Raw genomic sequence first — 18791 nt, 5'->3', positions numbered from 1 at the left:
GAATAACGAGTCAACCCATTTTGGACAAATAGATCTATTTAAAAAAAACTAAATTTATGTTTATTTATGTTAATGAGTACAGAAAGCTTAAATAGAACATCTGAAATTATAGAGACCCCTTCTCAATATGTTGAAACTCCAAAAAGAGTTAACGTGGATGTTCTAAAGCAAAGACTTCTAGAAGAAAAAAAGAAGGAAAAAGTTAAACGAACAATAATTTTATCATCTGTTATCGTTTCTTTGGGTGCTCTAACGATGTTAACTTATTAAGGTTTCCAAATCTTTCTTTATTATATCCGGTATAGAAATTTCTTTTTTTGAGTTATTTTTATACCGGGCATATTTATTTTGTCCTGGATACATTATTTCCTTAACACCTTTTATCTTAGGAAGTTTTTTTATTGTTTTAATATTATCTTTAATTCGTTGGTTGTAATTTTTTTGAAATAAATTTGCTTTAAAAGTAATAAATAAATGCCCAATATTTTGTGGACCTGAAAAATCATCAAATGGATCTTTAACTCTTCCTGCGTGGTTTCCTCCAGTTAAAACTCCACTTAATATATCTACCATCCAAGCAAGTCCTGAGCCTCTAAAACCTGCAATTGGTAATTGAACTCCAGCTAATGCTTTTTTAGCATCTGTAGTTGGTTTACCAAATTTATCTAAAGCAACTCCTGCAGGAATTGATTGATTGTTTCTTGCTGCAACTCTTATTTTTCCTCTATTAATCATTGAAATTGACGTATCAAAAATAAATGGAATTTTAGTACCAGTAGGAGATCCAAAACAAATTGGATTTGTTCCAAACAAAGTTTTTAATGCACCATGTGGAGCAACTGCAGGTGGAGCATTTGTATAGATGATTGTAATTAAATTTTTCTTTACCGCTTGTTCTGCGTAATAACCTGATAAACCATAGTGACCACTGTTTTTGACTGCCACCATTCCTATTCCAGTTTTTTGTGCGTGTTTAATTGCAGTTTTAATTGCTAGATCAGCTGCAACAAAACCAATACTATTATTCGCATCTATGTGTGAAATTGAGCGTGAAATTTTTTTAACTTTTATTTTTGGTTTTGGATTAATTAATTTTCTCGAAATTCTTTCACAATACATTTTGATCCTAGATAAACCATGACCATAAGCACCAACTAATTCTGCATTTAGTAATGCTTCAGCACATATTTCTGAGTCTTTTCTTGAAAGAGAGTGTTTTGTAAAAATTTTTATGATTAATTTTTTTAAATTCTGTTGTTTCATAAAAAATAATTATGTTAAAATGTTCTTATATGAAAATAATAGACTCAACAACTTATTTTGAGGAGAAAATGATGATGGATCTTAGATTTAATATTCTAGATCCTTATATTGATAAATTTATAGTTTGTGAGGCAAGATTTACTCATAGTGGAAAAAAAAAAGAAATTAATTTCAATAAAAAAGATTATCCAAAATTTGAGGATAAAATTATACATTTAATAGTTGATAATCAGCCTGAAGATATAATAATGAAAGAAAATATCAGCAGTAAAGAATTGAGATTAAATAGCGTTTCTAGAATTAAGCATCAAAGAAATTTTATTATGAAAACTTTAAAAAATTTTTCTCCTCATGATTACATTATTTATAGCGATAATGATGAAATTCCAAAATTAGATAACTTTGATTTTAAATCTAATAAAGAAAAAATAATAATGTTTAATCAAAAATTATTTTATTATAAATTTAATCTAGGATTACCATATCTGGATTGGTATGGCTCCAAAGCATGCAAGATAAAAAATTTAAAAAATATAGATTTATTAAGACATTCCAAAAATAAAAAATATCCTTTTTATAGGTTTGATACCTTTTTTTCAGATATAAAACATCAAAGCGTAAATTTAATTAAAAATGGTGGATGGCATTTTTCAAATTTGAAAACAATAGAGGAGCTTGAGAGAAAGTACTTAAATGATGAAAATCATGCAGAGTATGAAACCCAAGGACATTCAATGATTAAAATTCAAGAAAGTATTAAAAATAAATATGTAAACTATAATCATAAAGCAAAAAAAGAATCCAATGAGAAATTTAACCGTACTAAATTGGAAAAAATAGAGAAATCCTCTTTACCCAAATATCTGATAAATAATCTTGATAAATATAAAAATTGGTTTGACTGATTATCCTTTGCCACGCCAAGGTATTGTTTTGTCGATTATTTTTCTTAATGTAATATCAAATAAAAGACCTAGAAGACCCATAATAAATATTGTTATCCAAATCACTTCATATTGGAAATATTTTTTTGCAACATTTTCAACAAAACCAATACCTGTTGTACCTGCTAAAAATTCTGCAGCAACAAGTGTTCCCCAACACATACCAACAGCTACTCTAATTCCTGTTAGAATTTCAGGTAGTGAATTAGGGAAAATAACATATCTTAAAATTTGTTTTTTAGTAGCTCCTAGTGAGTGTGCTGCATGGATTTTTGAAAGTTGTGTTCCTGATGCACCAGCTCTTGCAGAAATAATCATAATTGAAAGTGAGACCATGAATAATAAAAATATTTTACCCGTATTATCTATTCCAAGAACTGAAATAATCAATGGCGCCCAAGCTAAAGGTGGAACAGGTCTGTATAATTCGATTAAAGGATCAAAGAAGCCTTTAGCAAATCGATTTAAACCCATAAATAACCCCAATGGGACCCCAATAAGAATTCCAAATACTAAACCTAAAAATACTCTTAAGAATGAATCCCATATGTGTCCATATGGAACAGGCACTTTAAATAATTTAAATTCACCAGTAACAACTTTTAAAACGTTACTTTTAAAGTTTTCTTTTACAATTCCATCTTTTGTATGCACTGGATATTCTCCAGGTAATATATCTGCTATCCAATCTGGTAAAATAAATCCAATCATTCTACTTACATCAACCATCTCAATCCATAAAAGTGGAATATTTTTGTAGCCAACACTTGGTTTTGACATCAGTATGAATTTATTAAACGTATCAGATGGTTTTGGTAGCCATCTTCCTGAACCCTGTTCTGAACATGTAGGTCCACTTGCGACTATTGTACCAGCTGGGAATAAAAGAATATCTATTAATCTTAATCCACCTTGCTCTTTATTTTGTAATTCATCAAACTCTATTATTGCTGCTTGCATTTCATTTAATGCATTAGGAGGATAGATGCTTGCAAACTCAATTCTTCTTGCAATTTTAACAATATTTTTTGCATAGTCAGATGCTATTTCCTCACTATCATCTAATCCTTTTCTGTAAGCTTTAATATCATCTTTAAGTTTTTCGATTGCACTTTTGAACTGTGGGTTATGGTTTTTTAATTTAAAAAATTTGTCGTCAATTTTTTTTAGTTCTGCTGCAGCAGCATGAAATTTTAAACCTTTATTCGTTTGAGGTACAGTTGGTATTTCTATTGTGTTTTCTATAGAACCACTCCCAGAATCTATTGTTGTAATTCCCCAACCACCTTGTTCATTAATAAGTTTTTGTCTTTCATTTTTTTCAGCATCAGTTTCAAAAGGATAATCTTTCTTTTGGAAATTTAAACTCAAAAGTTTTATTTCCTCTGTCATTTCTTTAATTTTAATTTTAGTTTCCATTTCCATAAGCTCTTCACTAGTTAAGAAAGGAATTAATTTAGATGTTCTATCAATATAGCTTACTAGAATTGTTTTTTGCTGATCATTTAAATCTGGAGATCCATTTATTTCATTAGTAATTTTTTTAAGGTTCTTATTTTCAATTTTTATAATTGATGTGCTTTTGAATTCTCTTTCTTGAATAGGAAATTGGTATTTTAATCCTAATAACGACTCGTTAATTTTAGCTACTTGGCATAATTCATTTGCTGATTTTGGATAAAAACCTTTTGCTATATCCCATGAATAATAAAGCCATAGCATCAATATTGCACTACTACCGACAATTACCCAGTGTGTTCCACCTTTAGCTCTTTCCGGATTACCAAAGACGGCATCAACCTTTTCAGTTCTAATTAATCTTCTTCCATAAAGAATACATCCAATTACAGCCACAAATATTAAGATGGTTACAAATTGGGTTAACATTTAATTTTCTTTCCCCATTATTTCTTCCTCCATATTCCAAATCATGGATAAAATTTCTTCTCTTGTAGATGAAAACTCTTTGTTTTTTTTTATTTCTCTTAAGTCTTGTGTAAGACCCATTTCTGCAAAAGGAAGATTGTACTCTTTATGTATACGCCCTGGTCTTGGTGCCATTACATATAATCTTTCTCCAAGTAACAATGCTTCTTCAACAGAGTGTGTAATTAATATTATTGTTTTTCCTGTTTCTTTCCAAATTTTTAAAACTAAAGACTGCATTTTTTCTCTTGTTAATGCATCTAATGCACCTAATGGCTCATCCATTAAAATTAAATCAGGATCATTTATTAGACACCTTGCTAGCGCAACTCTTTGCTGCATACCTCCAGATAATTGATAAGTAGGTGTGTTACCAAAACCTTTAAGTCCAACTATATCTAACCATTCATCAACTTTCTTTGCTGTAACTTCAGGATCTTCTTTTTTCATCCTAAGCCCGAAATTTACATTCTCAGCTACCGTTAACCATTCAAATAAAGCACCTTGTTGAAAAACCATTCCTCGTTCAACACCAGGACCATCAATTTCGTTATTGTTAAGAGTTATTTTTCCTGAGGTAGGTCTTAAAAATCCTGCAGTAATATTTAATAAAGTTGTTTTTCCACAACCAGAGGGACCAAGCACTGTAAGTAACTCTCCTTGTTTTAAGGTAAAACTTACATCCTTTAAAGCATGAACAGTTTCTCCTTTTGGAGTTTTAAAAATCATGTTTAGATTTTGAGAAATCAGATCACTCATAACTGTCTTATATTAGAAATTTTAAAAAAAAATAGGCACCAATTATTAAATTAGTGCCTATTAAAAGTTTTAAACCTTTAAAATTATAAAGGTAAGAAACTAGTATCTACGTTTCCACCTGGAGTTCCCATTCCTTCTAGGAACTTATGTAGATTTCCACTTTCCATAGATGATTTAGTTTCTTCTGGAGTTAAGAATTTAAATCCGCTTAAAGTATCTTTCATATCTGCAACTTTCATTTCAGATGCTTTAGACATTGAATTCATATCACTTTTTCCTGCAGCGTATCTAGCATTTGCTTCATGAGTTACTTCGATAAAAGTTCTCAACATACCTGGATTTTCTTTCATAAACTTGTCAGTTACTGAAGTAATATCAATACCTAAAATACCAGCATCTCTAGCTTCTTGAACTGTTAAAAGTCTTGAACCAACTGCAGTTGCAGCTTTGATAGAATTACCACCAAATAAACATGCCATAACAACATCACCGCTTACTAATGCAGCAGCACCTTCTTCAGGGTCCATTTGAATAATATCCATTTTACCTCTGTCAGCACCAACAACTTTCATGCTTTCATCAAAAACGTATTCAGCCATTGTTCCTAATGGAACAGCAACCTTTTTACCTTCCAATTCAGTGGCGTTTGCTTTTGTAATTCCAGAAGCGTTAGATGTAACACAAGTAGTTCCACCCATTCCGTATTCCATAGCAATATCAACTAATTTGATAGGTGCATTAGATTTTACAGCATTGATAAAAGGCACTAATCCTTGAGAGTAAGAAATATCAATATCTCCTGCTAACATTGCATCAGTCATAGCTCCACCATTAGTGAAGTTTGTCCATTTTACTGGAACACCAAGAGCTTTAGCAAAATTCTTTTTTTGCATGTCCTCTAAATTTGGACTTGGCCATTCTAAAAAATATGCAACTCTAACTTCATTTGCAGCTGAATTAGCAACTGAAATTGATAGGTTAAGTGCAAAAATAGATCCTAGAATAAAACTTAGTATTTTTTTCATTTATTCCCCTATGTTTAATTAATTAAATTATCGATATTTAAGTTTAAATTGAGCTCGAAGTAAAACAAAAAAAGAAACTTATACAATCTTTGGTTGTGTCAATAATGTGGTAGTTAATCCATTTATTTTAGTCTAAAGAGGCTTTAAGATTAAATTAAATTATTTTATAGAAAAAAATTTTTATGAGCACACAAAACAAAACAGCAATTCCAAATTCTTTAAATGAGCATTGGATGCCATTTACATCCAACAAAGACTTCAAAGAGAACCCAAGATTAATTGTTGAGGCAAAAGGTGTGTATTTAAAAAACCATCAAGGTCAAACTCAAATTGATGCAAGTTCTGGATTATTTTGTAATCCATTAGGTCATGGTAGACAAGAAATTATTGATGCAATAACAAATCAATTAAAAACTTTAGATTATTGTCAACCTTTCCAACAAGGTTTTGGAGGATCATTTGAACTAGCAACAAGGATTTCAAAACATACTCCGGGAAATCTAAATAGAATGTTTTATACTATTTGTGGATCAACAGCTGTTGAGACTGCAATCAAGATTGCGATAGCATATCATAGAGCAAGAGGAGATAGTCAAAGATTTAGATTTGTAGGAAGAGAAAGAGGTTATCATGGAATGAATATTGGTGCGACCTCTGTAGGTGGTATGGTGAATAATGTTAAAACTTTTGCAAGTGTTTTAATGCCAGGTGTTGTTCATATGAGACATACACATTTGCCAGAGCATAAGTTTGTAAGTGGTCAACCTGAAACAGGTGTTGAGTTAGCGGAAGATTTAGAAAGAATTTGTATGAACTTTGGAGCTGAAAATATAGCAGCTTGTATTGTTGAACCTATTGCAGGATCAACAGGTACATTAGTTCCACCAAAAGGATATCTACAAAGATTAAGAGAGATTTGTGATAAACATGGAATACTTTTAATTTTTGACGAAGTAATAACGGGTTGGGGAAGAACTGGTTCTCCATTTGCATCACAAGAGTATGGTGTAACACCAGACATGATGACAATGGCAAAAGCTACTACAAACGGGATTAGTCCAATGGGTGTTGTTGCGTGTAAAGAAGATATTTATGATGCTATTGCAGAAAATGCTCCAAAAGGAACAATAGAATTATTTCATGGATATACTTATTCAGGAATTCCAATTTCTGTAGCTGCTGGACTAGCTGTACAAGACATCATTGAGAAAGATGATATTTTCAATAGAGCTAAAAATTTAGCACCTTATTTCCAAGAAGGTTTAATGTCTTTAAAAGATATTGATGTTGTTGATAACATTAGAGGTTATGGAATGATGGGTGGTATAGATATTGTTACGGACAAAAAACCAGGTGCTGCAGGACTTACTTGTTTTAAACATTGCTATGAAGCAGGTGTAAATTTCAAAGCTACAGGTGATTGTTTAATTATTGCTCCTATGTTTATTTGTGAAAAAAAACACATTGATGAGATTATCGAAAAACTTAGAACTGGAATAACAAATTACGCAAAAAGCAAAAAGAATTAATTTTTGTTTATGAAAATTGGAGTTCCTAAAGAAATAAAACCTCAGGAAAATAGAATTGGTTTAACACCTGACAGTGTTAAAACTTTAGTTTCAGAAGGTCATGAAGTATTGGTTGAAAACAATGGTGGATTTGAAGCTGGATTTGAGAATGATCAATATATAAAAGCTGGAGCTAAAATTGCTGATACAGCAGCTGATATTTTTAATGATACAGAAATAATAGTTAAAGTTAAAGAGCCACAAAAAGTGGAAGTAGATATGATAAGAGAAAATCAAATTGTATATACTTATTTTCATTTAGCTGCTGCAAAGGAATTAACCGAGGGGTTAATAAAATCTAAAAGTATTAATATAGCATACGAAACAGTTACAGATGATAATGGAAGATTGCCTTTACTTGCGCCTATGAGTGCAGTTGCAGGAAGAATGTCTGTACAAGCAGGTGCTCATTGTTTGGAGAAAAACCAAAGCGGTAGAGGCTTACTCTTAGGTGGTGCACCAGGTGTAACAGGTGGAACGGTAGTTATATTAGGTGGAGGAGTTGTTGGAGAAAATGCTGCTGTGATTGCAACTGGTATGCAAGCTAAAGTTCATATTGTAGATAAATCAGAGACTAGATTAAAACAACTTGTTGAAATGTTTGGAGATAAAATTATTCCAGAACAAAGTGATAAAACCGATTTAGATAAACTAGTTGCTGAGGCAGATCTTTTAGTAGGCGGAGTATTAATTCCAGGTGCAGAAGCACCAAAATTAATTACCAAAGAAATGATTAAAACAATGAAAAGAGGTTCTGTAATTGTTGATGTTGCTATAGATCAAGGTGGATGTGTTGAAACAAGTAAACCTACAACACACGGTGATCCAACTTATATAGTTGATGATGTAGTTCATTATTGTGTAGCAAATATGCCTGGTGGTGTTCCTAGAACATCAACATTGGCATTAAATAATGCAACTTTACCTTTCTTAGTTAAACTTGCTAACAAAGGTTATCAAAAAGCATTAAGTGAAGATAAAAACTTTTTAGCAGGGTTAAATGTTCATAAAGGTCAAGTAACCTATAAGGCTGTTGCAGATGTCTTTGGGCATAGTTTTGTAGAACCCGGAGAAGCTATCAAACATTAGAAATGGAAAAAAACTATCCTTCAAGCGCAAAGGTAGTTGTAATAGGAGGTGGTGTTGCTGGCACTTCTTGTGCTTACCATTTAGCCAATTTTGGTTGGAAAGATGTAGTTTTATTAGAAAGAGATCAATTAACCTCTGGTACAACCTGGCATGCAGCAGGTTTAATAGGGCAATTAGGAGCAACTTCTACAATTACAAAATTAAGAAAATATTCTTTAGATCTTTATAAAGAGTTAGAAAAAATAACAGGTTTATCAACTGGCCTTAAACAGAATGGATCAATAACAGTAGCCTCTTCCAAAGAAAGAATGCAGGAGTTGTTAAGGCAAGCTACAACTGCACAACTATCTAATGTTGAAGTTGAGGTTTTAAATCAACAAAGAATAAAAGAATTATATCCAGTAGTAGAAAATCAGGATCTAGTAGGTGGTGTATATATGCCAAAAGATGGTCAGGCAGATCCTGTTGGAGTTACCAATGTATTGGCTAAAGCAGCTAAAATGTCGGGTGTTCAAATATTTGAGAAGACACCAGTAAAAAAAATTTTATTAAGAAATAAAAGAATATGTGGCGTTGAAACTTCTAAAGGAAAAATTGATTGTGAATATGTAGTTTTAGCTACAGGAATGTGGTCAAGACAAATTGGAGAAGATATTGGTGTTAGTGTTCCTTTATATCCTAATGAACACTTCTATATCATTACAGAGTCAATGAAAGATCTTCCAAAAGATTTACCTGTTTTAAGGGATTACAATGCTTGTCTTTATCTAAAAGAAGATGCTGGAAAAATGTTAGTTGGAATTTTTGAACCTAATGCAAAACCTGCTTTTAAAGATAGTGGCAGAGTTCCTGATGATTTTTCATTTGGAGAATTTCCTGATGATTTTGATCACTTTGAACTTTATCTTGAGAAATCTTTTCTCAGACTTCCGATGTTAGAAAACGTAGGAATAAGAAAATTTTTTTCAGGACCTGAGTCATTTACTCCTGATACACAGTATTTACTTGGAGAAACACCTGAAGTAAAAAATCTTTATACTTGTTGTGGTTTTAATAGTATCGGAATCGCAAGTTCAGGAGGTGCAGGTAGAGTTACAGCTGAATGGATGATTAATGGTCATATAAATGAAGATTTATTTTCGCTAGATATTAAAAGATTTCAAAAGTTTCATTCTTCAAAAAAATTTATCATGGATAGGGTTACCGAAACTTTGGGGGACCTTTATGGTATGCATTGGCCTTTTAAACAACACTCAACATCAAGAAATGTAAAATTATTACCTTATCATGATGAATTAAAAAAAGCAGGAGCTTGTTTTGGTGTAGCAGGAGGTTTTGAAAGACCTATGTGGTATTCCTTAAATGGAGAAAAATCAGCATATAAATATAGTTTCAATTATCAAAATTGGTACCCATCAGCAAAATATGAAACAACAAATGCGCGAAAAAATGTTGGGCTGTTTGATTTTTCATCTTTTTCTAAATTTGACTTAAAAGGTGAAAAAACTCATAGTAATTTACAAAAAATTTGTACAGCTCATATTAAAAATGAAATTGGTAAATCCACTTATACTCACATGCTAAATGAAGATGGTGGTATTGAAACAGATTTAACGGTTGTTTGTATAGATAAAAATCATTTTAGAATAGTTAGTTCAGCATCCACAAGAGAAAGAGATAAACATCATATCCTTAAACATTTGTCTGATGAAGTTGTGTTTGTTGATGTCACTGAAAACATTTGTTGCCTTGGCTTGTTTGGTCCTAAAAGTAGAAATATGATTCAAAAGATAAGTAGTGACGATTTTAGTTCTGAAAATTTTAAATTTAGTACAGGTAAAAATATAAACATACTTGATATTAAAGTTTGGGCACAAAGAATATCTTATGTTGGTGAACTTGGCTTTGAATTATATGTCAATAAAGAAAATGCATTAAAGTTATATAAAATTCTGATTGAAGAAGGTAAAAATTTTGACTTATCTCATTGTGGCATGCATGCAATGGATATAATGAGAATGGAAAGTGGTTTTTTACACTGGGGCCATGATATTTCCCCAGAAGAAAATCAGTATCAAGCTGGTTTAAAGTTTACTATTAGTTTTAAAAAAAATACTAATTTTATTGGAAAAGATGCTTTACTTAAAATTAAAGATAAATCTTTAGAGAAAACAATGATGATGTTTACATTAAAAGATAGCAAACCCGGTGTACCTTTGTTGTTACATGACGAACCCATTTATCTAGATGATAAAATAATTGGAAAAACAACATCAGGTAATTATTCATTCTGCTTTGATAAAAATTTGTCATTTGGCTACGTTAATTCAGGAAACACAATAGAAACGCTTAAAGACAAAAATTTATTTATCGAAGTTGAGAAGATCAAATACCCAGTCGAAATTCTCTCAAAACCGTTAAATACAAAAGATTTTAGAGGAGCTTAGTTTATCCAATTTTATTGTATTTAGGCTAATTACCTGGTTAAATTAACTGTGGAAAAAAAAGATCAAGATAATTCGTTATTTAATTCTGATATTTCTTTAAAGAATGATTTAAAATCAGATAAGATAAAAACTACTGATGTAAATATTTTACTTAATAGAGTAAGATTAGATGAAAAAAGAACTTTAAAAAAAAGAATTTTTTTTTCAATTATTTTAGCTGGTTTAGTTAGCTCATTAGCTGTTTATTTTATTATTTAGTTTGGAATTTGATTTAAAAAGTTTATTGAAACAAAAAAGATTTATATTATAAATCATTAATCAATTAAGGCGGGGTAGCTCAGTTGGTTAGAGCGCGGGACTCATAAGCCCGAGGTCAGTGGTTCGATCCCACTTCCCGCTACCATGAATTATGAAAGATATTTATATAACTTGGGATGATTATCACAATAAGATTGAGCAATTGGCTAAAAAAATTCACGAGGACAATTTAAAATTTAATCAAATTATTTGTATTGCAAAAGGTGGATTGAGAGTAGGAGACGTTTTTAGTAGACTTTTCAATATTCCTTTAGCTATATTATCTGTTGAGTCTTATCATGGTGATAGTGATGATATTAAAAATCAACAAGGACAGTTTACTTTTTCAAGAGATTTAGCAAAAACTACTCCAAATTTAGGCTCACATGTTTTATTAGTTGATGATTTAGCAGATTCGGGGAAAACTTTAATTAAAAGTATTAAATGGTTAGAGCACTTTTATGGATTTTATTTAGAAGAAAAAATTAAAACTGCAGTTATATGGCACAAATCAACTTCAAAATTTAAACCTGATTATTCTGTAGATTACTTAAAAGATTCTCCCTGGATTCATATGCCTTTTGAGAAATATGAAACTACAAATATAAAAGATTTTAAATTTAAATAATTAATTATTTTATTAAACTATCATTAAACTGATTTGACACTCTAACAAATGTTGTACATTTACTTAATTGTTTAAGTGAAGGTGCACCAACATAAGTACAACTGCTTCTTACACCTCCAAGAATATTTAAGATTGTATCATTAATTTTACCTCTATATTTTACTCTTACTTTACGTCCTTCACTACTTCGATAATCTGATAATCCGCCATAATGTTTTTTATTAGCAACTTCAGAACTAGATCCATAAAATTCTATATATTTTTCTCCATTAACTTTAACAATTTTACCATTTCCTTCATCATGTCCAGCCAGCAAACCTCCAAGCATTACAAAATCTGCACCACCTCCAAAACCTTTGGCAACATCACCTGGACATGTGCACCCTCCATCTGCAATTACATGTGCACCTAGTCCATGTGCTGCATCTGCACATTCGATTACTGCACTTAATTGCGGATAGCCTACACCAGTTTGAATTCTTGTTGTGCAAACACTTCCAGGTCCAATTCCAACTTTAACAATATCTGCTCCACTTAAAACTAATTCTTGAGTCATATCAGCTGTTACTACGTTACCAGCAATGATTGTTTTGGTTGGATATTTATCTCTTACTGATTTAATGAAATTAGTAAAATGCTCTGTGTATCCATTAGCAACGTCAATACAAATAAATTTAAAAAAACCAAATTCTTTTAAAACTTTATCTAAATTTAGAAAATCTTCTTTTTTTATACCAACACTAAGTGCAATATTTGGATATATTTTTTTTATATTTTTATTTTGTTTAATTTTTTTAACATCATGTTGTTTTGTTAATGAGGTAATCATTCCATATTCATTTAATTTTTCAGCGACACTTAACTCTCCAACACCATCCATGTTTGCTGCCATTATTGGAATACCTGACCATTCATTTTTGCTATATTTGAATCTGTACGTTCTAAAAAGATTTACGTCTTTACGGCTTTTTAATGTACTTCTTTTAGGCCTAAATAGTACATCTGAATAATCTAGTTTTAATTCTTCCTCAATTCTCATAAGAATTAAAGTTATATCTATAAATACTTATTTCAAATTAATTAATTACCTGTGGATAAGTCCTTAAAAAAATATATTTATTAGATTTAACAATATTATTTAATATTTTTAATACAACTTTTAAACTTATCTACATTCATTGATTGTTTTGTAGGATAGTTTTTATTAAATAATTTTCTTGCAGAGATGGATTTTATTTTTTTGTTGAATGTTTTTGCAAAATTAAAAACAGTTTGTTTTTTTCCTCCTACATTTATTATCCCTTTTTCATCAATAATTTTTGTTAAATTTTTAGCCAAATCTTCTTGAAACATAAAATTCATTTCAACATCTTTGAATGCCTTCTTATGTATAAATGGTTTTTCAGTCATGCAAATTCTTAATATAAGAGAGTTTTCATACAATTGTACCGCACATTCACCACCTAACTTAGAAATGGCATATTTATTTATAGGCAAAACTGGATCAGTTTCTTTATAATTTCCTTTTTTTCCTTCATAAACATAGTTTGTGGAAAAATATATTATTTTTGTATTAAATAATTTACATGTTTTTACAACGTTTGATGTTCCAATTATATTTGTATCAATACTTTTTATGATATTTTTTTCATGTATATTCATAGGTCTGGATAAAGCAGCACAATGAATTAAATAATCTGGTTTTATTTTTGAAAAATATTGTTTTATTGATTTTATATTTTCAATATTGAGTTTTTTTCTTGAAGGATAAAAAAATAAATAATCTTTGTTATTTAATTTCCTAAATACCTTTACAAACCTACTACTACCTCCAGTGAATACAATTTTTTTCATATTATTCTTGGAAAAGGAGTATGGGTTATAAATTTTCCACCTCTTTTTATAAATACTTTTTCTTTTTTAAAAATTTCATTTTTAAAATTCCAGGCGCCAAGAAAAACATATTTTATATTATCATCAATTAAATTATTGTATTTAAGTATTGGAATTTTTGTTCCTGGAGTGTATTTGTTTTGCTTATCTTTTGTTGTATCTAAAAAATATTCTATTTTTGTATTACCAATATTACAATAATTTAAAATTGTTGTAGATTTTGCAGTTGCGCCATAACCAATTATTTTTTGATTATCTTTTTTTATTTTACTTAATATTTTGTTAAGTTTAATTTTAGAAAGTTTAACTCTAGAAGCAAATTTTCTATAAGTTATTATTTTTTTTAAACCGTAATCATTTTCTTTTTTCTTATTAAATATTACAGAATTATTTATTTTTCTTTTACTAAAGGATTTTTTGATAAAGTATCTATTACTACCTCCGTGGATATTTAATTTTTCAATTTTAAAAATTTGTAAATTATGTAATTTTAAAATATTTTCTAATGCAATAGTTGAAAAAACATATATATGCTCATTATAAAATTGATCATATGTATTTCTTTTAATACATTCTAGCAAAGAGGGGTCTTCAATTATTAATATGCCCTCATCATTAAGCACTACATTAATAGCATTAAAAACTTCATTTAAATTTTTAATATGGCTAATTGTATTTGCAGAATAAATTAAATCTACTTTACCAAATTTTTTTAAAATTTTTTTTGCTAATTTTTTTGACCAATAATCTGAGAAAGTATTATAATTAAGTTTTTTTGTTAACTTTTCAATATTACTACATGGTTCAATTCCTATTGTTTTATTCTTTTTAAAATTTTTTATAAATGCTCCATCATTACTACCAATCTCTAAAACTATATTAGGTTTATATTTTTTTTTTATATATTGAGCTAGTGTCTTAAATGATTTTGTCATTGTTTTTGACATAGATGATCTATAAGGATATTTATTATTAAACATTGTTTTACTAGAAAACGTTTTTTTAATTGATACAAGATTAGTTTTTTTATCAACACAAACATTAAGTTGATATTTTTTTTCTTTTTTATTTATATTTTTTTTTGACAGGTAGTTGTTTGCTAAAGGTTGATTTCCAAGATTTAAAAAAGTTATTTTAGTCATACTTTTAAATTCTCATTTCTTAAATCATTAAAAATAATTGGCCATTCTAAATAATTTGAATATTTACAAAACCAATATGGTAAAAATCTTTCTGCTAAAAATGCATAAATTCTTATTTTGCCATAACCTTCCAAGTTAAAGCCAAATATTTTTTCACATCTAAATAACCATTCAAATATTGTTTTGTAATAATCACTCATTAATAATTTTGATCTACAAATAAACATATTCCCTTGGTTATAGGATGTATTACTTTTTACATATTCTCTAAAACTCTCTCTATCACTATGATTTAATTGGTCTATCGCAGTATCCAAAATTCCATTTCCATGAAACATGTCAAAATGAAATCTAATACTTCGTCCACTTTTCATAAAAGATTTAGGATTTCTTAGAAAAGCCAATTTTCCATATTTTAACACTTTACTCCATTTAAAGTGATCAACTTTTGTATGATCTCCTAAAATTACATCGTAATTATTCCAGCTTTTAGGTATTTTACTTAAGACTTGATCACCAAATCTTTTTTGAAGATATTTACCATTTTCATTCAACCAAAATCTTCTATAAGCACAGAAACCTATCCATTTGTCATTTTCTAAAGTTTCAATTTTATTTTTCCATAACCAATAATGAAATGTATGTTCACCATAAAATTTATTCTTTTTAGATATATTATCTCCAGTATTATCTCTTAACCAATCATCTCTATACTTTTCATCCCCCAAGCCTACTGGTATATAATTTAAAGATTTCACTTTTGATAAAAGGTCATCATGAATACAGATGCAAAACATTTTGAGATTATTCATTAAATTTTTAATTTATTAAATGGTATACTATTTTTAGCATCCTTATTTGATAATATTGGTTTTCGAATTTCCCAATTAATAGCTAGGTCTTTATCTTTCCAAGAAACACTTATTTCAGAATTTTTATTTCTATAATTTGTACAGCTATAAACGATAATATTTTCTTTTTTCTTACCTAAAAAACCATGTAAAAATCCAGGGGGTATATAAATCGATTTTGAATTTTTTTGACTTAATTTAATTTTGAAATGTTCACCATACGTTTTAGAATTTTTTCTACAGTCTACAGCTACATCTAAAATTTCTCCTTTAACTACAGAAACATACTTACCTTGCATAAATTTTGTTTGCATGTGCAAACCTCTTAAAACATTTTTTTTTGACTTAGATACAACTGTAAATATCAATTTTTCATTTATTTTTTTTTGATGAGCAATTTCTCTAAAATATCCTCTCTTATCAGTAAAATTTTTTGATTTAAAAATAAGCAATCCTTTAAATTTTGTTTTTAAAATTTTCATTTAAATTAATTTTTTTAAGTATTTGGAATAATCACAATTTCCATAAAATTTAATTGCTTGATTAATATTTTTTTTCTTCACCCATTTTTTACTAAGTGCAATTTCTTCTAGACAAGCAATTTTTAAACCCTGTCTATTTTCAATCGCTGACACAAAAGAAATTGTTTTATAATAATCTTCCATGGTCCCTGTATCTAACCATGCACCACCTCTACCAATAAAATCAGCATTTAAAGCATTTCTTTTCTTATAGATGTTTAATAAATCAACTATTTCCAATTCTCCTCTAAGAGATTTTTTTAATGTTTTTGCAAATTTAACAACGTTTTTATCAAAAAAATATAATCCTGTAATTGCATAATCTGAAAAAAATTTTTTTGGTTTTTCTTTGATGGAAATAATCTTTTTATTTTTGTTAACTTTTGCTACCCCAAATAATTCGGGTTTAAGAACTTTATGAAGAAATATTTTTGCACCATTTTTTATTTTTGATGATTTTACTAAACTTTTAGTCAAATTCTGACCATAAAAAAAATTATCACCAAGAATGAGTGCAACATTTTTATTTTCAATAAATTTTTCTCCTATTAGAAAAGCATCTGGTAAACCTCGAGGTTTATCTTGTTCCTCATATCTTATTTTTAAACCTAAATTTTTTCCATTTGGTAAGATTTTTTTGTATTGATCTAGTTGTCCTTTATTAACTATAATTAGTATATCTCTAATATTAGCTAACATTAATATTGAAAGAGGGTAAAATATTAAAGGTTTATCATATATTGGGAGCAGCTGTTTGTTTACTGCTTTAGTTAAAGGACTCATCCTTGTTCCCTTTCCTCCAGCAAGAATAATTCCTTTTTTAATCATATTTTACCCAATCTACTTGTTATATCTTTTTTTGATAGCATTTGATAATAAGATTTATTTTTATAATACCATTCGACAGTTAGTTTTAATCCTTTCTTAAATTTAGTTTTAGGTTTCCATTTAAGTTGTTTTTTGATTTTGTTACTATTTAAAGCATATCTAAAATCATGTCCTGGTCTATCTTTAATAAAATTTATTTTTACTTTATTTTTTATTCTGATGAAATTTTTTGAGGTTTGAAGTAATTCTTTACAGACATTTAAATTACTTAAATTTTTATTTGAACCAATATTATAAAATTCGCCAATCTTGCCTTTGAGAAAAATTTTATATAATGCCTCACAGTGATCCTTAACATATATCCATTCTCTTGAGTTATTGCCTTTTCCATATATAGGCAACGATCTATTATTAAATATGTTATAAATTAATTTAGGAATTAACTTTTCTGGATGCTGTTTTGGACCATAATTGTTTGAGCAATTAGTTACAATTGCTGGTATCTTATACGTTCTAACATATGAACTGACTAAATGGTCTGAAGCTGCTTTACTTGCTGAATATGGTGAGCTAGGTCTATAAGGATAAGTTTCACTTGATCTACCTTTCAGGATATCACCAAATACTTCATCAGTAGAAACGTGGATTAACTTTGATTTATTTTTTTTTGAAAATAATTTAAAGCATTCAAGTAAATTATATACACCAACAATATTACTTTTTATAAATTTTTCAGCACTATCTATAGATCTATCTACATGGGTCTCAGCTGCTAAATTAAATATACAAATTGGTTTATATTTGAAAATTATATTTTTAAATTTTTTTTCTCCAATATCACATTTAATAAATTTATAATTTTTCAAATTACTAAATTCTTTAGTATTATAAAAATTAGAAGAATATGAAGCATTATCTAAATTAATTACATAGTATTTTTTTTTTAAAAGAATTTCTATTAGATTACTTCCAATAAATCCTAGGCCTCCCGTTACTATTATTTTTTTCATTTATTTTTTATCTTTTAATTATAATTATGTTTTATTTGTGTTAGTGCCCCGGAAACTCAATTAAATTCTCAACATTATAACTATTTTTAACTAATTTATCTGAACCATTTAAATCAAAAAGATTTATTACAAAAATAAAACAAGATACTTTTCCACCTGAAATTTCTATTAATTTTGCAGCTGCTTCAGCAGTCCCGCCGGTAGCAATTAGATCATCAATAATCAACACATTGTCTTTTTCATTTATTGAATCTTTGTGAACTTCAATTGTTGCAGTACCATATTCAAGCTCAAAATCTACTGAGTGGACATCTGCTGGTAATTTATTTTTTTTTCTAAGCATAATAAATGGTTTTTTAAGAACATAAGAAACAGCAGAGGCAAACACGAAACCTCTAGATTCAATTGCAGCAATTTTTGTAAAATTATATTTTTTCGATCTTTTAACAATCTGATTAATTGTTTCTGCAAATGCATTTTCATTTTTGATTAAAGTAGTTATATCTCTAAATAAAATGCCTTTTTTTGGATAGTCAGGTATAGATCTAATATAATCTTTTAAGTTCATAATAATAATTATAAAAGTATAAATAAATAATA

Annotated in this window: 19 protein-coding genes and 1 tRNA gene; 8 read left to right on the top strand and 12 right to left on the bottom strand. The window is 28.7% G+C overall.

Features of this window, described 5'->3' with window-relative positions:
* The first annotated feature begins 72 nt into the window (after nucleotides 1-72).
* A complete protein-coding gene (locus ACTT9L_RS03170) occupies nucleotides 73-270 on the top strand; it encodes a hypothetical protein (protein ID WP_440927900.1) in 198 nt (65 codons plus the stop codon).
* Here the strand turns inward: ACTT9L_RS03170 and ACTT9L_RS03165 are convergent.
* Nucleotides 259-1263, bottom strand: coding sequence for an Ldh family oxidoreductase (locus ACTT9L_RS03165; protein WP_440927899.1), 1005 nt, complete (start codon nucleotides 1261-1263; stop codon nucleotides 259-261). The genes ACTT9L_RS03170 and ACTT9L_RS03165 overlap by 12 nt on opposite strands.
* Before the next feature lie 29 nt (nucleotides 1264-1292).
* Here ACTT9L_RS03165 and ACTT9L_RS03160 point away from each other — a divergent pair, with 29 nt between their 5' ends.
* The gene (locus ACTT9L_RS03160; RefSeq protein WP_440927898.1) at nucleotides 1293-2168 is read left to right on the top strand and encodes a hypothetical protein; all 876 of its coding nucleotides are present in this window, start codon (nucleotides 1293-1295) and stop codon (nucleotides 2166-2168) included.
* On the opposite strand, the gene ACTT9L_RS03155 is transcribed toward ACTT9L_RS03160, so the two are convergent.
* The 3 genes from ACTT9L_RS03155 to ACTT9L_RS03145 form a co-directional block, all read right to left on the bottom strand.
* Nucleotides 2169-4094 carry an ABC transporter permease subunit gene (locus ACTT9L_RS03155; RefSeq protein ID WP_440927897.1) on the bottom strand — a complete coding sequence of 642 codons (1926 nt, stop codon included), beginning with the start codon at nucleotides 4092-4094 and terminating at the stop codon, nucleotides 2169-2171. It lies immediately after the preceding gene.
* Nucleotides 4095-4892 (bottom strand): ABC transporter ATP-binding protein, encoded by a 798-nt coding sequence (locus ACTT9L_RS03150; protein ID WP_440927896.1) that lies wholly within the window; start codon nucleotides 4890-4892, stop codon nucleotides 4095-4097. It abuts the gene before it with no gap.
* An 83-nt stretch (nucleotides 4893-4975) separates the two neighbouring features.
* The gene (locus tag ACTT9L_RS03145) at nucleotides 4976-5917 is read right to left on the bottom strand and encodes an ABC transporter substrate-binding protein (protein WP_440927895.1); all 942 of its coding nucleotides are present in this window, start codon (nucleotides 5915-5917) and stop codon (nucleotides 4976-4978) included.
* A 182-nt stretch (nucleotides 5918-6099) separates the two neighbouring features.
* Here ACTT9L_RS03145 and ACTT9L_RS03140 point away from each other — a divergent pair, with 182 nt between their 5' ends.
* The 6 genes from ACTT9L_RS03140 (at nucleotide 6100) to ACTT9L_RS03115 (ending at nucleotide 11946) form a co-directional block, all read left to right on the top strand.
* Complete coding sequence (locus tag ACTT9L_RS03140) at nucleotides 6100-7446, top strand: aminotransferase class III-fold pyridoxal phosphate-dependent enzyme (RefSeq protein WP_440927894.1); 1347 nt, start codon at nucleotides 6100-6102, stop codon at nucleotides 7444-7446.
* 9 nt (nucleotides 7447-7455) lie between these two features.
* The gene (gene ald / locus ACTT9L_RS03135) at nucleotides 7456-8574 is read left to right on the top strand and encodes an alanine dehydrogenase (protein WP_440927893.1); all 1119 of its coding nucleotides are present in this window, start codon (nucleotides 7456-7458) and stop codon (nucleotides 8572-8574) included.
* Nucleotides 8575-8576: 2 nt separating this feature from the next.
* Nucleotides 8577-11021, top strand: coding sequence for a GcvT family protein (locus ACTT9L_RS03130; protein WP_440927892.1), 2445 nt, complete (start codon nucleotides 8577-8579; stop codon nucleotides 11019-11021).
* Nucleotides 11022-11069: 48 nt separating this feature from the next.
* On the top strand, nucleotides 11070-11279 hold the full coding sequence (locus ACTT9L_RS03125) for a hypothetical protein (RefSeq protein ID WP_440927891.1): 210 nt from the start codon (nucleotides 11070-11072) through the stop codon (nucleotides 11277-11279).
* A gap of 68 nt (nucleotides 11280-11347) precedes the next feature.
* Nucleotides 11348-11424, top strand: a tRNA-Met gene (locus ACTT9L_RS03120).
* A 6-nt stretch (nucleotides 11425-11430) separates the two neighbouring features.
* Nucleotides 11431-11946 (top strand): phosphoribosyltransferase, encoded by a 516-nt coding sequence (locus ACTT9L_RS03115; RefSeq protein ID WP_440927890.1) that lies wholly within the window; start codon nucleotides 11431-11433, stop codon nucleotides 11944-11946.
* Between the two features lie 4 nt (nucleotides 11947-11950).
* Here ACTT9L_RS03115 and ACTT9L_RS03110 read toward each other — a convergent pair whose 3' ends face one another.
* From ACTT9L_RS03110 to ACTT9L_RS03075, 8 genes are all read right to left on the bottom strand, one after another.
* The gene (locus tag ACTT9L_RS03110) at nucleotides 11951-12985 is read right to left on the bottom strand and encodes a GMP reductase (protein ID WP_440927889.1); all 1035 of its coding nucleotides are present in this window, start codon (nucleotides 12983-12985) and stop codon (nucleotides 11951-11953) included.
* A gap of 95 nt (nucleotides 12986-13080) precedes the next feature.
* Nucleotides 13081-13800 carry a sugar nucleotide-binding protein gene (locus ACTT9L_RS03105; protein WP_440927888.1) on the bottom strand — a complete coding sequence of 240 codons (720 nt, stop codon included), beginning with the start codon at nucleotides 13798-13800 and terminating at the stop codon, nucleotides 13081-13083.
* On the bottom strand, nucleotides 13797-14981 hold the full coding sequence (locus tag ACTT9L_RS03100) for a class I SAM-dependent methyltransferase (protein ID WP_440927887.1): 1185 nt from the start codon (nucleotides 14979-14981) through the stop codon (nucleotides 13797-13799). Before ACTT9L_RS03100 ends, ACTT9L_RS03105 begins: the two co-directional genes overlap by 4 nt.
* The gene (locus tag ACTT9L_RS03095) at nucleotides 14978-15793 is read right to left on the bottom strand and encodes a DUF4422 domain-containing protein (protein WP_440927886.1); all 816 of its coding nucleotides are present in this window, start codon (nucleotides 15791-15793) and stop codon (nucleotides 14978-14980) included. The genes ACTT9L_RS03100 and ACTT9L_RS03095 overlap by 4 nt, the downstream gene beginning before the upstream one ends.
* Nucleotides 15793-16314: a dTDP-4-dehydrorhamnose 3,5-epimerase gene (gene rfbC, locus ACTT9L_RS03090; RefSeq protein WP_440927885.1), complete on the bottom strand. Its 522-nt coding sequence runs from the start codon at nucleotides 16312-16314 to the stop codon at nucleotides 15793-15795. The genes ACTT9L_RS03095 and rfbC overlap by 1 nt, the downstream gene beginning before the upstream one ends.
* Nucleotides 16315-17181 (bottom strand): sugar nucleotidyltransferase, encoded by an 867-nt coding sequence (locus ACTT9L_RS03085; protein ID WP_440927884.1) that lies wholly within the window; start codon nucleotides 17179-17181, stop codon nucleotides 16315-16317.
* The gene (gene rfbB, locus ACTT9L_RS03080) at nucleotides 17178-18191 is read right to left on the bottom strand and encodes a dTDP-glucose 4,6-dehydratase (protein ID WP_440927883.1); all 1014 of its coding nucleotides are present in this window, start codon (nucleotides 18189-18191) and stop codon (nucleotides 17178-17180) included. Before rfbB ends, ACTT9L_RS03085 begins: the two co-directional genes overlap by 4 nt.
* A gap of 40 nt (nucleotides 18192-18231) precedes the next feature.
* Complete coding sequence (locus ACTT9L_RS03075) at nucleotides 18232-18759, bottom strand: adenine phosphoribosyltransferase (RefSeq protein ID WP_440927882.1); 528 nt, start codon at nucleotides 18757-18759, stop codon at nucleotides 18232-18234.
* Nucleotides 18760-18791 lie beyond the last annotated feature (32 nt).

It is taken from the genome of Candidatus Pelagibacter sp., assembly GCF_052049675.1.
Taxonomy (GTDB): domain Bacteria; phylum Pseudomonadota; class Alphaproteobacteria; order Pelagibacterales; family Pelagibacteraceae; genus Pelagibacter.
Note: the sequence above shows the minus strand (reverse complement) of the source record. Positions and strands in the feature narration are given on the sequence as shown.